Annotated in this window: 18 protein-coding genes; 9 read left to right on the top strand and 9 right to left on the bottom strand. The window is 51.3% G+C overall.

Annotation, left to right across the window (positions count from 1 at the left end):
• Positions 1-3: 3 nt before the first annotated feature.
• Complete coding sequence (gene rplM / locus Q4579_RS09360) at positions 4-432, bottom strand: 50S ribosomal protein L13 (protein ID WP_211646339.1); 429 nt, start codon at positions 430-432, stop codon at positions 4-6.
• Between the two features lie 221 nt (positions 433-653).
• Positions 654-1,757 carry a cell division protein ZapE gene (gene zapE / locus Q4579_RS09355; RefSeq protein WP_303563478.1) on the bottom strand — a complete coding sequence of 368 codons (1,104 nt, stop codon included), beginning with the start codon at positions 1,755-1,757 and terminating at the stop codon, positions 654-656.
• A gap of 209 nt (positions 1,758-1,966) precedes the next feature.
• Between zapE and zapG the strand changes: the two genes are divergently transcribed.
• The 3 genes from zapG to degS all read left to right on the top strand — a co-directional run bounded on the left by zapG (position 1,967) and on the right by degS (position 5,162).
• Positions 1,967-2,410 (top strand): Z-ring associated protein ZapG, encoded by a 444-nt coding sequence (zapG, locus tag Q4579_RS09350; RefSeq protein ID WP_303563476.1) that lies wholly within the window; start codon positions 1,967-1,969, stop codon positions 2,408-2,410.
• Positions 2,411-2,554: 144 nt separating this feature from the next.
• On the top strand, positions 2,555-3,922 hold the full coding sequence (locus Q4579_RS09345) for a Do family serine endopeptidase (protein WP_303563591.1): 1,368 nt from the start codon (positions 2,555-2,557) through the stop codon (positions 3,920-3,922).
• 175 nt (positions 3,923-4,097) lie between these two features.
• Complete coding sequence (gene degS / locus Q4579_RS09340) at positions 4,098-5,162, top strand: outer membrane-stress sensor serine endopeptidase DegS (RefSeq protein WP_303563474.1); 1,065 nt, start codon at positions 4,098-4,100, stop codon at positions 5,160-5,162.
• A 66-nt stretch (positions 5,163-5,228) separates the two neighbouring features.
• On the opposite strand, the gene murA is transcribed toward degS, so the two are convergent.
• Genes murA through mlaF form a run of 7 tightly spaced genes read right to left on the bottom strand, consistent with a single transcriptional unit; the run spans position 5,229 to position 9,852 of the window.
• Positions 5,229-6,485, bottom strand: a complete 1,257-nt coding sequence (gene murA / locus Q4579_RS09335) for a UDP-N-acetylglucosamine 1-carboxyvinyltransferase (RefSeq protein ID WP_303563472.1) — start codon at positions 6,483-6,485, stop codon at positions 5,229-5,231.
• Positions 6,486-6,495: 10 nt separating this feature from the next.
• A complete protein-coding gene (ibaG, locus tag Q4579_RS09330) occupies positions 6,496-6,750 on the bottom strand; it encodes a BolA family iron metabolism protein IbaG (protein ID WP_211646344.1) in 255 nt (84 codons plus the stop codon).
• 17 nt (positions 6,751-6,767) lie between these two features.
• Entirely contained in the window at positions 6,768-7,079 is a 312-nt protein-coding gene (locus tag Q4579_RS09325) for a lipid asymmetry maintenance protein MlaB (RefSeq protein WP_211646345.1), read from the bottom strand.
• 2 nt (positions 7,080-7,081) lie between these two features.
• Positions 7,082-7,720 carry a phospholipid-binding protein MlaC gene (gene mlaC, locus Q4579_RS09320; RefSeq protein WP_303563468.1) on the bottom strand — a complete coding sequence of 213 codons (639 nt, stop codon included), beginning with the start codon at positions 7,718-7,720 and terminating at the stop codon, positions 7,082-7,084.
• Positions 7,721-7,730: 10 nt separating this feature from the next.
• Positions 7,731-8,210, bottom strand: a complete 480-nt coding sequence (gene mlaD, locus Q4579_RS09315; protein ID WP_303563466.1) for an outer membrane lipid asymmetry maintenance protein MlaD — start codon at positions 8,208-8,210, stop codon at positions 7,731-7,733.
• Between the two features lie 2 nt (positions 8,211-8,212).
• A complete protein-coding gene (gene mlaE, locus Q4579_RS09310) occupies positions 8,213-8,995 on the bottom strand; it encodes a lipid asymmetry maintenance ABC transporter permease subunit MlaE (RefSeq protein WP_303563464.1) in 783 nt (260 codons plus the stop codon).
• Between the two features lie 44 nt (positions 8,996-9,039).
• Entirely contained in the window at positions 9,040-9,852 is an 813-nt protein-coding gene (gene mlaF, locus Q4579_RS09305) for a phospholipid ABC transporter ATP-binding protein MlaF (RefSeq protein ID WP_303563462.1), read from the bottom strand.
• 418 nt (positions 9,853-10,270) lie between these two features.
• Here mlaF and Q4579_RS09300 point away from each other — a divergent pair, with 418 nt between their 5' ends.
• The 6 genes from Q4579_RS09300 to lptB are packed head-to-tail and all read left to right on the top strand — an operon-like array spanning position 10,271 to position 14,570.
• Positions 10,271-11,239 (top strand): calcium/sodium antiporter, encoded by a 969-nt coding sequence (locus Q4579_RS09300; RefSeq protein WP_303563460.1) that lies wholly within the window; start codon positions 10,271-10,273, stop codon positions 11,237-11,239.
• Between the two features lie 14 nt (positions 11,240-11,253).
• Positions 11,254-12,225 (top strand): KpsF/GutQ family sugar-phosphate isomerase, encoded by a 972-nt coding sequence (locus Q4579_RS09295; protein ID WP_303563458.1) that lies wholly within the window; start codon positions 11,254-11,256, stop codon positions 12,223-12,225.
• Positions 12,225-12,785: a 3-deoxy-manno-octulosonate-8-phosphatase KdsC gene (kdsC, locus tag Q4579_RS09290; RefSeq protein ID WP_303563457.1), complete on the top strand. Its 561-nt coding sequence runs from the start codon at positions 12,225-12,227 to the stop codon at positions 12,783-12,785. Before Q4579_RS09295 ends, kdsC begins: the two co-directional genes overlap by 1 nt.
• Positions 12,782-13,345 (top strand): LPS export ABC transporter periplasmic protein LptC, encoded by a 564-nt coding sequence (gene lptC, locus Q4579_RS09285; protein WP_303563456.1) that lies wholly within the window; start codon positions 12,782-12,784, stop codon positions 13,343-13,345. Before kdsC ends, lptC begins: the two co-directional genes overlap by 4 nt.
• Positions 13,326-13,826, top strand: a complete 501-nt coding sequence (gene lptA / locus Q4579_RS09280) for a lipopolysaccharide transport periplasmic protein LptA (protein WP_303563454.1) — start codon at positions 13,326-13,328, stop codon at positions 13,824-13,826. The genes lptC and lptA overlap by 20 nt, the downstream gene beginning before the upstream one ends.
• An 18-nt stretch (positions 13,827-13,844) precedes the next feature.
• Positions 13,845-14,570, top strand: a complete 726-nt coding sequence (gene lptB, locus Q4579_RS09275; protein ID WP_211646354.1) for an LPS export ABC transporter ATP-binding protein — start codon at positions 13,845-13,847, stop codon at positions 14,568-14,570.
• Positions 14,571-14,645 lie beyond the last annotated feature (75 nt).

Raw genomic sequence — 14,645 nt, 5'->3', positions numbered from 1 at the left:
CAATTAGATGTCTAGAACTTGTGGCTGCTGTGCAGCGTGGTTGTGCTCGCTACCTGCGTAAACTTTCAGTTTACGGTACATAGCACGGCCTAGAGGACCTTTAGGAAGCATGCCTTTTACAGCGATTTCAATGATAGCTTCTGGTTTTTTGTCCAGCAGCTTGTCAAAGCTAATCGTTTTCAGACCGCCGATGTAACCAGTGTGACGGTGGTACATCTTGTCAGTACGCTTCGCGCCAGTGACTGCAACTTTCTCAGCGTTGATCACAACGATGTAATCGCCGGTATCTACGTGAGGAGTGTACTCAGGCTTGTGCTTACCGCGCAGACGAGATGCGATTTCAGTTGCCAGACGACCCAGTGTTTTACCTTCAGCGTCCACAACATACCAGTCACGTTTTACAGTTTCTGGTTTAGCAACGAAAGTTTTCATGCTAATTCTTACCCAAATTTAAATAGTTTCACTTTCTAAGAACGCAGAACGTTCTCTCTGTATAAGAGCCCAGTCATCACCCCTTCGAGTGGTTGGCACTCCCGGCATAACGCCGTCACAGGTACGGTGGGTCGCGAGATTATACGGAAGCATGCGGAAAAAATCACCTTTTTTTCTAAAAAAGTTCAGTCTCTTCCCCGGCTGGCAGGCGGCTTTCTTGATTACGCCAGATGCGGTCTTGCCAGATATTCGTGACTTTGCATTTCAATCAGGCGTGAACAGCAGCGTTTGAACTCAAAACTTAACCGGCCGCTCTGATACAGCTGGTCCATGCTGACTTCGGCGGAAATAATCAGTTTAACATGGCGCTCGTAGAACTCGTCCACCATTGCGATAAACCGGCGGGCAGCGTCATCATCTTTTTCCGTCAGCACCGGTACCCCAGAGAGCAGCACACTGTGGTACATGCGTGCAATTTCCATATAGTCGGCCTGGCTGCGTGCACCGCGACACAAGGCATCAAAGGTAAAATGTACGACACCGTCCGCTTCATGACACGTCGCGATGGGCCGATCATTGATCAGAATTCCCCCGCCCTCACGCCGGGGGTCCATCGACAACTGCAGAAAGTAACGATGCATGTTTTCTGCTGCACTGCCATCCAGTGGCCAGTGATAAATCTCAGCCTGTTCCAGTGTCCGAAGCCGGTAGTCGACCCCGGAATCCACATTCACGACGTCGCAGTGGGTATTGATCAGATCAATGGCTGGCAAAAACCGAGCCCGCTGCAGCCCATTGCGATATAAGTCGTTCGGTGGAATGTTGGAGGTTGCGACCAACGTGATCCCGCGACGGAACAAGGCCTGAAATAATGTCCCCAAAATCATGGCATCGGTAATATCGGAAACAAAAAACTCATCAAAACAAATGATGTCCGTTTCTTGTTTAAACCGATCAGCCACGATTTCCAGCGGATCCGTCTGATGACTGAGCGTCTGCATCTCTTTATGGACACGGTGCATAAACCGGTGAAAGTGCATCCGCATCTTACGCTCAGTTGGCAGGCACTCGAAAAAGGTATCGACCAGATAAGTTTTCCCGCGTCCGACGCCGCCCCAGAAGTACAGGCCTCTGACTGGCACAACATCCGCCTGAACCTGACGCTTGAACAAACGATCCATGAAGGAAGGTTTCTCAGGCGCTGGCTGAGGGGCCAGCATACGATGATACAAATCTTCCAGATGAGAGACCGCCATCGCCTGTGCGGCATCGGGCAAAAATCCTGGTTTTTTGAGATCGTCTTGATAGCGTTGTTCCGGGGTCATCCTCGTCCTGCTTAATCGCCTGAAGCGCTGTGTCTGGTGCCGATTTTGCCAGACCAACCACTTCTTATTGTTCCATCTTTAGTCGTAGATAGTACCACGACACTTCATGTGCATGTATAGTAACTAGATAACCACCCAAGAAGCACTTTTTACTTTTGGGATAAAAAGCAGGTCAACCTGCTGTACCCGCAGTCACAAGGAGTTTTTTTATGGCTTGGATCTACGCGATTTTGATTTTTGTCGCAGGCGCGCTGGTCGGTGCCTTTGTTGCCCGGTTAGGGAATAAAAACCTGAAACAGCAGAAAGAATTACAGAAAGAACTGGATAAAACCAAATACCAGTTAGAGCAGTACCGTCAGGAACTGATCGATCATTTTGCCCGCAGTTCAGATTTGCTGGACAATCTGGCAAAAGACTACAGCAAACTTTACGAGCACATGGCAAAAACATCCGCTGAGCTGATGCCAAATTTGCCTGAGCAGGATAACCCGTTTTCTCAGCGAATCAGCACCCTGACCGCCGTGACTGAGCCCGTAGAAACTGAAGTTCAAACGGAAACAGAAACACAACCTCCCCGTGACTATGCAAATGGTGCATCCGGCCTGCTGAGAACCGACCGGAAACCCGAAGCTGAGCCCGCCAAAGCCAGCTAAACTTTACCCCTCTCCTGGGGTGCCTTTCGGCTTCACAGGAGAGTTTTCCTGCCTGAAATCATTGTTTCAATCTTGATAAACATCGGAACTATCTCCAAATATATCAGTCACACTAAGCACTTGGAAAAATGGAGTTGAGTGATGATGAAGAAACCTTTACTTGTATTGAGTGCACTGGCGTTAAGTATGAGTGCGGTCATGACCCCTATCTCGGCAACCGCCGCGCTCCCGCTGGCCGTCAATAATCAGCAACTGCCGAGCCTGGCGCCGATGCTGGAACAGGTTACACCAGCCGTTGTCAGTATTGCGGTTGAAGGGAAACATGTCTCCAAACAGCGTATTCCTGAAGCTTTCCGCTATTTCTTTGGCCCGGACATGCCAAATGAACAGCTCCAGGAAAGGCCTTTCCGCGGCCTGGGCTCCGGGGTCATTATCAATGCAGATAAAGGATATGTCGTCACCAACCACCACGTGATTGATGGCGCGAACAAAATTCTGGTTCAACTACACGACGGGCGGGAGCTCAAAGCGGAACTGATCGGCAGTGACGAAATGTCGGACATTGCCCTGCTCCGCCTCGAGACCCCCAAAAACCTAAAACAGATTCGGCTGGCTGACTCAGACAAACTGCGCGTCGGTGACTTTTCGGTAGCTATCGGGAACCCATTCGGGCTCGGCCAGACCGTGACGTCAGGGATCATTTCAGCCTTAGGCCGCAGTGGACTCAACATTGAAAATTTTGAAAACTTCATCCAGACCGATGCCGCGATTAACAGTGGTAACTCCGGTGGTGCCCTGGTTAACCTCAACGGCGAACTGATCGGGATCAACACCGCCATTCTGGGGCCAAACGGAGGGAATGTCGGGATAGGTTTCGCGATTCCGGTCAATATGGTGAAAAACCTGACCAGCCAGATCCTGGAGTTTGGTGAAGTGAAACGCGGCGTTCTGGGAGTTCAGGGCGGCGAACTGACCTCAGAGCTGGCTGAAGCCTTTGGCTATGAAACCAATCATGGTGCTTTTGTGAATCAGGTAATGCCCGACTCCGCGGCTGAAAAAGCAGGCCTGAAAGCCGGCGATATCATCGTCTCGGTGAATGACAAAGAAATCCGGACCTTTGGCGAACTGCGCGCGAAAATCGCGACCCTAGGTGCAGGTAAAAAAGTGAAATTGGGCGTCCTGCGAGACGGCGACGAGAAAAATTTCAATGTCACGCTGCAGGAAGCTGAAATGATGAATCTCAAAGCAGATCATTTACATCAAAGCCTGCAAGGGGCTGAATTCAGCAATACGACGTCTGAAGACAAAGCAAATGGTGTGAAGGTCACACGGATTGATCCGCAATCCATGGCGGCACGCTATGGTCTGAAAGAAGGTGATATCATCATTGGCCTGAACCGTCAGCCGATTAAGAATCTGGGCGAACTCCGCAAAGCGCTCGATAAACAACCCTCCGTGCTGGCGCTGGAAATCAGACGCGGTAACAATGAGTTGTATCTCATCATCCGATAACTCACTTCCAGACATCTCTCAGCCCGGGCTCCTGCCCGGGCTGTTTGATCACACGACTTTTCTGTCATCCTCTCTGTGCTTCGACTTGTTGCAAACTGGCAGTCAATGCTATTCTCAAGCGGCTTTGTAACTTTTTGCATCATCGACAAAATTCAGGTCAACTAGGGGAGCATCAATGCTGGCATTTTTAGGTCGATCCGCCCTTATGGGCGTACTGACAGCTGGAGTGTTGCTGTTTGCTTTCCCAAGTTTGCGCACCCAAATGTTTTCGCCGACAGCGGCCATTCACGGTGAACCGGAAGTTCCTCAGCAAATTTCTTTCAGCTATGCCGTTCGTCGGGCTTCCCCTGCAGTCGTCAATATCTATAACCGCCGTTATAACGCAGAAGATCGCCTGCAACTCAGTACGCAAGGACTGGGCTCCGGGGTCATCATGAGTGACAAAGGCTACATCGTGACCAACTACCATGTGGTTGCCGAAGCAGACCAAGTCATCGTCGCCCTTCAGGACAGCCGGATCTTTACCGCACAACTGATCGGCAAAGACCAGCGTACGGATATTGCTGTGCTCAAGATTCAGGCCGAAAATTTACCAGTGATCCCGCTGAACCCGGACTATCTCCCCGCTGTTGGTGATGTAGTGCTGGCCATCGGCAATCCTTACAATCTGGGACAAACCACCACTTACGGCATCATTTCTGCCACGGGTCGTTCCGGCATGAGCTTTTACGGCCGTCAGGACTTTCTGCAAACGGATGCCGCAATCAACGACGGAAACTCAGGGGGAGCGCTGGTGAATACCCGGGGGGAACTGGTCGGGATCAACACCGCCTCTTTTCAGCAGGCCACGGATATTGAAACCTATGGGATCTCGTTTGCCATCCCCTTTAAATTAACGCAAAAGATCATGAACAAGCTGATTGCAGACGGACGGGTCATCCGGGGGTATATCGGTATCGACGGTCGTGAGATCAACCCGGTGATGGCACGACTCTATGATGCAGAGCAAATTCGGGGAATCATTGTGATGGGCATGGATCCGAACGGGCCAGCATACAAAGCCGGGTTTCACGTTCAGGATATTCTGGTTGAAATTGATGGCAAACCCGTGACAGATATGCGGAATGTGCTGGATATTGTGACAGAACTGAGGCCCGGCACTTATGCCGATATGACGGTCCTACGTAATGGTAAACCCAAGAAAATCAAAGTTCTGATCGGCGATGAGCCAAACAGGTAAACCCATGGATGGCAAACGAATTGAATATATTCCGGGCACGGTAGCCCGCCCCCGGAATTATTGATCTTACTCGCTGAAACGCTCGATCTTCATGCCCAGACCACGCAGCTTCTCTTCGATACGCTCGTAGCCCCGGTCAATGTGATAAATCCGATCCACAATCGTTTCGCCTTTAGCGATGTTGCCGGCAATCACCAGACTGGCTGATGCGCGCAGATCCGTTGCCATCACCTGAGCACCACTCAGACCTTCGGTTTCACCACATATCACGGTATTCCCTTCAATTTCTGCATGGGCACCCATGCGGATCAGCTCAGGAATGTGCATAAAACGGTTTTCGAAAATCGTTTCGGTAATGATACCTGTGCCTTTCGCAACCAGATTCATCAGTGAAAACTGCGCCTGCATATCCGTTGGGAATCCAGGGTGCGGTGCAGTACGGATGTTGACCGCTTTCAGCTCACGTCCTTCCATATCCAGACTGATCCAGTCATCACCGGTTTCAATCAGGGCACCCGCTTCTTCCAGCTTCGCCAGTGCGGCTTCCAGCAATGTCGGACGGGTGTTGCGACAAACCACTTTACCGCCGGAAATTGCGGCAGCGACCAGGAAAGTTCCGGTTTCGATGCGGTCTGGCAATACTTCATGGTAACCACCGCCCAGACGTTCAACCCCTTCGATCACGATGGTGTCTGAGCCGGCGCCTGAAATTTTTGCACCCATTGCATTCAGGAAATCCGCGGTATCCACGATCTCCGGCTCACGGGCTGCGTTTTCAATCACCGTTTTCCCCGTTGCCAGCGTGGCCGCCGACATAATGGTCACGGTTGCACCCACACTGACTTTATCCATCACGATGTGAGCACCGGTCAGGCGACCGTTCACTTCGGCTTTCACATAGCCTTCTTCCAGTGTAATGGTTGCGCCCAGTTGCTCCAGACCGTGAATATGCAGATCCACCGGACGGGCACCAATGGCACAGCCACCCGGCAGAGATACCTGACCCCGGCCAAAACGAGCCACCAGCGGACCCAGCGCCCAGATTGAGGCACGCATGGTTTTCACCAGATCATAAGGCGCACAGTATTCCGTGATATTGCTGGCATCGACATATACCGAGCCATTTCGCTCCACCTTCGCGCCCAGACGGCTCAGGAGTTCCATGGTGGTATCGATATCTTTCAGCTTGGGTACATTGCCGACTTCAACCGGCTCTTCCGCTAACAGGGAAGCAAATAAAATAGGCAGGGCCGCATTTTTGGCACCTGAAATCGCGACTTCACCGCGAAGCGGGCCATTGCCCTGAATACGAAACTTCTGCATTGGGACTCTCTTACAAAGACATCAGCTTCTTGTCGCGCGCCCACTCTTCTGGAGTGAATGCTTTAATCGACAAAGCATGAATGGCATTACTGGCAATATGCGCCATCAGGGGAGCATAAATGGCCTGCTGTTTTTTCACCCGGCTCATGCCTTCAAACATGATACCGACCGCAATCACCTGATAGTGACTGCCTTCGCCACTGACAATGACTTCGTCCAATTCCAATGCGTTTTCAAGAATTGTTTTAATTTCAGATGTTTCCACAAGCTATCCTCTACTACTCATTCCATACAGGCAGCCAGCACCGTGTCGACATGACTGAGTCGGAGCAGGGTGAACAATTGTTCCGGCACTCCTTGCAACACCAAGTGACGTCCAGCCTGACTGAGTTCTCTGTGCAGATGCAGAATCATGACCATACCTGCAGAGTCTACCCGAGTCAGATCAGACAGATCGATCCTGACCTTAGCATCTTGTGGCATCCATTCACGTCTTTGCTGCCAAAAGGCTGGCACTGTGTCACGTTCCAGCGCCCCTGACAAGCGGTAAAGCCCATTTTCCTGCGCTTGCCAGTGGATGGCACCATGATTCATGACTATTTGTCCTCAGGCTTGATTGGCTTCGCAGCCAGCGTACGCAGATCCTGCGTCACTTTATCGACCCCTTGGGTACGCAGCTGGCCGCTCCACTCACTTTGCTTGGTCGAGATCATGCTGACACCTTCAGCCACCATATCGTATCCCTGCCACTCGTTGGTCTGCTTATTTTTGCGCAGTTTAAAGTCCAGGCGAATTGGCGGACGTTGCGGTTCAACAATATCCACACGCACCGAAACAATAGAGCTGCTTGCCGGCACAGACTTCGCCGGTTCAATGCGGATATCCTGATCCTGATATTGCGTCAGTACCTGAGCATAAGAGGCGACCAGATAATCCGTAAATGCATTCACAAAATTATTGCGCTGCTCTTTTGTGGTTTGTTTCAGTTGAGGTCCCAGCACCTTATACGCAGCGTAACGGGTGTTGATATAAGGCAGCAATTCCTGACGAACCACAGTCCGCAGGTGTTCCGGATTCCGTTGAATCTGAGCCTGCTCGGACTTGAGTCGATCAAAAGTCTGCTGAGAGACGGCTTGCATCATTTTATAAGGATCCGTTTTATCAACGGGCGCTGCATTCACGAGCAGCGGTAAACTGGCCATTAAAACCAGTCCAAAGCGTTTCAACACGTTCATTCTCAGTTCCTTACTTGTCGCCTTCATTTCCGATGCTGTAAAGCACCTGACCAATCATATCTTCCAGCACCAGAGCCGATTTCGTATCTTCTATGAAATCACCATTTTCCAGCATCATGATCCCTTCATCGACGAAACCCGGAGATATCCCCAGATATTGCTCGCCTAACAGGCCTGATGTAAGAATGGCAGCCGAACTGGTTTCTGGAAAGTAACCATATTTCTTATCAATTGCGAGGGTCACCACCGGGACATAGGTTTCCATATCCAGTGAAATATTACTCACGGTGCCGATGGTGACGCCACCGACTTTCACTGGTGAGCGGACTTTCAGACCACCGATATTGTCAAAACGGGCTTTCAGCTGATAAGTCTCAGCTCCACCAATGCTTTTGACATCTGCGACTTTAAAAACTAAAACCAGCAGGGCGATGATCCCGGCCAGAACGAAAGTGCCGACCCAAAGTTCAAGTTGTCTGTTCTGTTGCATGATTAATTCCCAAACATGAGTGCTGTCAGCACAAAATCTAATCCTAATACGGCCAGTGACGAATTCACGACCGTCCGGGTCGTCGCCCGGCTAATCCCTTCCGAAGTTGGTACCGCATCAAAGCCATTGAATACTGCAATCCAGGTGACGGTGACTGCAAAACAGACGGATTTGATCAGACTGTTGCCAATGTCATAGCCCAGTTCAACGGAGGATTGCATCACCGACCAGAAACTCCCGTGATCAATGCCTTTCCAGTTGACGCCAACCAGTTGTCCGCCCCAGACCCCGACCGCGATAAACAGCATGGCCAGCAGCGGCATGGAAATCACGCCAGCCCAAAAACGTGGCGCAACCACCCGGCGCAGCGGATCGACCGCCATCATCTCCATACTGGAGATCTGCTCTGTCGCCTTCATCAGACCAATTTCTGCCGTCAGTGCAGAACCAGCCCTGCCCGCAAACAGCAGTGCGGTCACCACCGGCCCCAACTCCCGCAGCAGCGACAGGGCAACCATCTGACCCAGACTGGTCTCTGCCCCAAAATCGACCAGTACGATAAACCCCTGCAAACTGAGCACCATGCCGATAAACAATCCAGAAACCATGATAATGGCCACGGAAAGCACGCCGACAACGTAAAGCTGCTTGACCAGCAACGGGAACATTTTGGCAGGCTGAGGTTTGCTGACCAGTGCGCCAAACAACAGCAAGGATGCCCGCCCCATGGTCCGGCAACGGGACAAGGTACGATGTCCCAGCTGCGCTATAAAATCCTTAAACATATGATGAAATTACCTTTCTCGCGCTACCGCGATCATCCTGAAATTCAAAGCGCTTTCTGACTGAACAGATCCTGCGCCAGCGGTTGGGCAGGAAAGTTGAAGGGAACAGGACCATCGGCATTACCATCCAGAAACTGCCGGACACGCTCATCCGGGTTCGCATTCAGCTCCGCTGGGGTCCCACTGCCGATCACTTTGCCACCGGACAACAGATAAACATGATCCGCAATACTCATCACTTCAGGCACATCATGCGACACAATCACCGAAGTAATGCCCAAAGCATGATTCAGACTGTGAATTAGCTTCACCAACACGCCCATGGTGATGGGATCCTGACCAACGAAGGGTTCATCATACATGATGAGATCAGGATCCAGCGCGATAGCTCTGGCCAGTGCTGCCCGACGTGCCATGCCTCCCGATAACTCACTCGGCATCAGGTCCGCCGCACCGCGCAGGCCAACGGCCTCCAGCTTGAGCAGCACCAGTGTACGCAGTAAATCTTCAGACAGTTCAGTATGTTCCCGCAACGGAAAGGCCACATTATCAAAGACAGTCATGTCCGTGAATAGGGCACCGGACTGAAACAGCATACTCATGCGTTTGCGTACCTGAAACAGTTCATTTCGCGACAATGCCGGGATATTTTGGTCATCAAACCAGACTTCGCCCTGATCAGGCATGATTTGCCCGCCAATCAGACGTAAGAGTGTTGTTTTACCAATGCCCGACGGCCCCATAATGGCAGTAATCTTTCCCTGAGGCACTTCCAGCGAAACATCATCAAATATTTTTCGCTCGCCCCTGCGGAATGTCAGGTCATTAATTCTGATTAGCGCTTTGGATGCGGTCATAACCTTCCCAATATACTGTCTGGGCCATCCATCCGGGATAGTCTGCAGAACAGCGATAAATGATATTTATTAAATAGTTATCTCAGCCTGATTGATCATAGGTAGAAACCCGGTTCAACTCAAGATGAAGGCTGTCAGAAGCTTGTGATTTTTCAGCCCTTTCGGCCCGTTCAGTCACATGCTTAAAATACATTGTATTTTATGAACTTTGTTTTTTATATCATAAGTGACCTGAATAGGACCAATCTGACAAACAATTCATTCCCAATCTCATTCCACAGAGCCAAACGCCCGAAATCCCATATGCAGATCACAGCGATCTCCACAAATACTCATGCCTTCTCCTTCCATTTTCGTCAGTGAAACGTCAAAATTGTCCTCTTCAAAACTGCTCAATGAAAAAATGTAAGGGATAAGAATGCTTGAAGCCATCGTGTTGCTCTGTATCGGACTGGCGTTACTGGTATGGAGTGCGGATCGACTTGTTTTTGGATCAGCAGCCTTGGCCAAAAATCTGGGCGTTGCCCCACTGATCATCGGGATGACCATTCTGGCCATGGGCTCTTCTGCGCCGGAAATGATGGTATCTGCGACCGCCGCTCTGGCGGGTAAAACCGACACCGCCGTCGGGAATGTTCTGGGCTCAAACATTGCGAATATTGCATTCATTCTTGGTCTGACTGCAATTCTGAAACCGCTCTCCATCAGTTCCGGCATCATTCGCCGTGAACTCCCCCTGATGATGGTGGTCACACTGATTGCAGGTGCCCTGCTTTGGGACAGCTATCTGGGCTTCTTTGAAGGCGTCCTGCTGGTCGTTCTTTTTCTCATCTTTATTCTGGCCATGCTCAAAATCAGTAAAAATGATCAAAAAGCCGGTCAGGATATCCTGTTAGAAGAACAGGAATCCGAAATCCCTGATGGCGTCAGTAACATGGCGGCGGGTGTCTGGATTGTGATCGGCTTGGTGTTGCTGCCGTATGCGGCCAGCATGCTGGTTGATTCCGCCGTCACCATCGCCAAGCACTTTGGCATGAGTGATCTGGTGATCGGCCTGACCATTATTGCCGTAGGAACCAGCCTGCCGGAACTGGCCGCATCCATCGCCAGTATTCACAAAGGCGAAGATGACATGGCTGTCGGGAATATCATCGGCTCCAACGTGTTCAACATTCTGGCAGTGATGGGCATTCCGGGGGTTCTGAACCCTTCGGTCCTCAGCCCGCTGGCCATGGGACGTGATTTTTACATCATGCTGGGTATTTCTGTCCTGCTGGTCCTGATGGCACTGGGCAAACGTCGCCGGATCAATCGCTTCGAGGGTTTGGTGCTGATTTTATGCTTTGTCGCCTATCAGGGCTATCTGCTTTATAATCTGTCGGCCTAACCGGGAACAAAACTATGCCTGATACTTTTGACTACGGCCAAATTGGCCGACGTGTTATTGAAATCGAATCCGATGCGCTCAAAGGGTTGTCGCAGTATATCAACGGCAGCTTCAGTGAAGCCTGTCGGCTCATCAGCCGTGGTCAGGGGAAAGTCATCGTGATGGGGATGGGAAAATCCGGCCACATCGGGTGCAAAATTGCAGCGACACTGGCCAGTACCGGCACCCCGGCCTTCTTTGTCCATCCCGGAGAAGCCAGTCATGGCGATTTGGGGATGCTGGACAAGCGCGACATCGTTCTGGCGATTTCCAATTCCGGCGAGGCCGGTGAAATCCTCACCCTGCTGCCCGTGATCAAACGCCAGGGAATTCCGCTCATTACGATGACAGGCCACCCGGACTCAACCATGGCCCGGCTGGCACAGGTTCATTTGCAAATCACGGTGACTCAGGAAGCCTGCCCGCTAAATCTGGCGCCAACGTCGAGCACTACGGCAACACTGGCTATGGGCGATGCACTGGCCATTGCCCTGATGGAAGCCCGTGGCTTCACCGCCGACGATTTCGCCTTATCTCATCCTGGCGGAGCGCTGGGCCGCAAGTTGTTGCTGCGGATCGCCGATGTCATGCACGGCGGTGACCGCCTGCCGGTGGTCCATCAGGACGCCAGCATCAAAGATGCCCTGCTGGAAATTTCCCGTCAGGGCTTAGGGATGACGGCCATCGTGGATGATGCCCAGCAGTTAAGCGGCATTTTCACCGACGGCGACCTGCGCCGGATGCTGGACAAACGCATTGATATCCATCAGACCCGGATCGGCGAAGTGATGTCCCCCAACCCGGCGACAATTTCGTCTCAGGTGCTGGCTGCCGAAGGGTTGAAACTGATGGAAGAACGAAAGATCAACGGCCTGTTGGTTGTCGATAATCAGCAACTGGTCGGTGCGCTGAATATGCACGACCTGCTCAGAGCCGGAGTAATGTAATGACCAACAACATGCAAGACACCCTGTACGGCCCTGTCTCCTCAAATGTTTTTAACATAGCCAAAGCCATTCGTCTGCTGATCTGCGATGTAGACGGCGTCTTCTCTGATGGCCGCATTTACATGGGCAATCAGGGGGAAGAACTCAAAACGTTCCATACCCGCGACGGCTATGGCATTAAATCCTTGATGGCTGCTGGGGTAGAAATCGCCATCATCACCGGCCGCCGCTCGCAGATTGTGGAAAACCGGATGAGTGCTCTTGGCATTCAGCATGTTTATCAGGGCCAGGATGATAAATTAACCGCTTATCAGGATATCGTGGCCAAACTGAACATTGCGCCAGAGCACACCGCTTACATTGGCGATGATCTGATTGACTGGCCGGTGATGGCCGAAGTCGGTCTGTCGGTCTGTGTGGCAGACGGGCACCCCTTACTGGCGCAGCGTGCTGACTTTGTCACCCGGATACAGGGCGGATACGGTGCAGTGCGTGAAGTCTGCGATCTGATCCTGGAAGCCCGTGGCGAACTGGATCAACATAAGGGGCGAAGCATATGACCCTGAGTCGGCTGTTTTATGTGCTGCTGATTGTCTTATGCGCATGGGCCGGTTACTACCTGCTGCAGCAACGCTGGCAGCAAAGTGAACAAATTGCACCGGATAACGAAAAGCCGATCTTCACCGGCACCGGCGTCAAAAACACGGCTTATACCGAAACGGGCCTGCGCAGTTACCGGATTGAGTCTGACACGCTGGAATATTTCAACCAGAGCGGCGACACCGATTTTCTTGCGCCGGTCATCTGGGTTTTCAAAGCGGGTGAAGAAACCGAATGGCGTATCAGTGCAAATCACGCCACACTAAATAAAGAACATATCCTGCAGATGTCTGGTAATGTACGAATCTTCAATCTGTTACCTGACTCCGCCATCAACGCGATTAAAACAGATACACTGCGGTTGGATTTAATCAGCAAGGATTTCGACACGCCCGACCCGGTCACCATTACCGGGAGTTTCTTCCAGAATGAAGGGATTGGCATGAAGGGCAACATGGAGCGCAATGTGGCGACCCTGATGAATAATGTAAAAGGTAGATATGAAGCTTTGCAAAATTAGCGCCCTGCTATGCCTAGTCGTCAGCACTTCCAGCTGGGCATTGAGCAACGATACCGAGCAGCCGATTTACATCAACTCGGACAGTCAGGAGCTGGACATTCAAAAAAACGTGGTGACTTTCACCGGGAATGTCACCCTGCGTCAGGGCAGTATTGATATTCGTGCAGATAAAGTGATCGTGACGCGCCAGACTCAGAATGGCGATCAGCAAACCATCGATGCTTTCGGCTCTCCGGCCACTTTCTATCAGCAGATGGATGACGGTAAGCCTATCAATGGCTCCGCGATGAAAATGCGCTATGAAACGGCCACTGAATTCCTGAAAATGACAGATAAAGCCGTCCTGGTTCAGGAAGGCAGCGAAATTAAAGGCAAAACCATCAGCTATAAAATTGATGAGCAAAAACTGGTCGCAACCAGTGGCGATCAACAGCGCGTAACCACGATTTTGCAGCCGAATCAGCTCAAGCAAAAACAATAATTCAGATTAAGAGTGCGAATGTCTAAGTTAACCGCCACCCATCTGGCCAAAAGTTATAACGGCCGCAAAGTCGTTTCCGATGTCAGCCTGGAAGTTGAGTCAGGCAAAATTGTCGGCCTGCTTGGCCCGAATGGTGCCGGCAAAACCACATCTTTTTATATGATTGTGGGTCTGGTTGCCCGTGATGAGGGCGCCATTACCATTGATGGCACCGACATCAGCCTACAGCCGATGCACAACCGGGCCCGCATGGGGATTGGCTATCTGCCACAAGAAGCGTCCATCTTCCGGCGTTTATCGGTCCATGACAACCTGATGGCCGTCCTGCAGACTCGCTCTGAACTGAGCAAAGCTGAACGCCAGGACAAGCTGGAAGAATTGCTGGACGAATTCCACATCCAGCATATCCGCAACAGTCTCGGCATGGCGCTGTCAGGAGGGGAACGTCGCCGTGTAGAAATAGCCCGCGCACTGGCTGCCAACCCGAAGTTCATTCTTTTGGATGAACCTTTTGCCGGGGTGGATCCCATCTCTGTGATTGACATCAAAAAAATCATCGAACATTTGCGCGATCGTGGTCTGGGTGTCCTGATCACAGACCACAATGTCAGAGAGACCCTCGATGTTTGTGAGCACGCCTACATCGTCAGTCAGGGACAGTTGATTGCACACGGCACACCTGCTGAAGTTCTGAACGATGAGCATGTGAAACGTGTCTATCTGGGAGACCAGTTCAGACTATAGTTATAGATAAAAGGGCATAACAGAGGTAAGCTGCAAAGGCTTGTCGAACGTTTTGATTCGACTGGCCTAAAGACC

Source organism: Photobacterium sp. 1_MG-2023, assembly GCF_030547945.1.
In the GTDB taxonomy this organism is placed as follows: Bacteria; Pseudomonadota; Gammaproteobacteria; order Enterobacterales; family Vibrionaceae; genus Photobacterium.
This window is presented reverse-complemented; position numbering and strand designations above follow the sequence as displayed.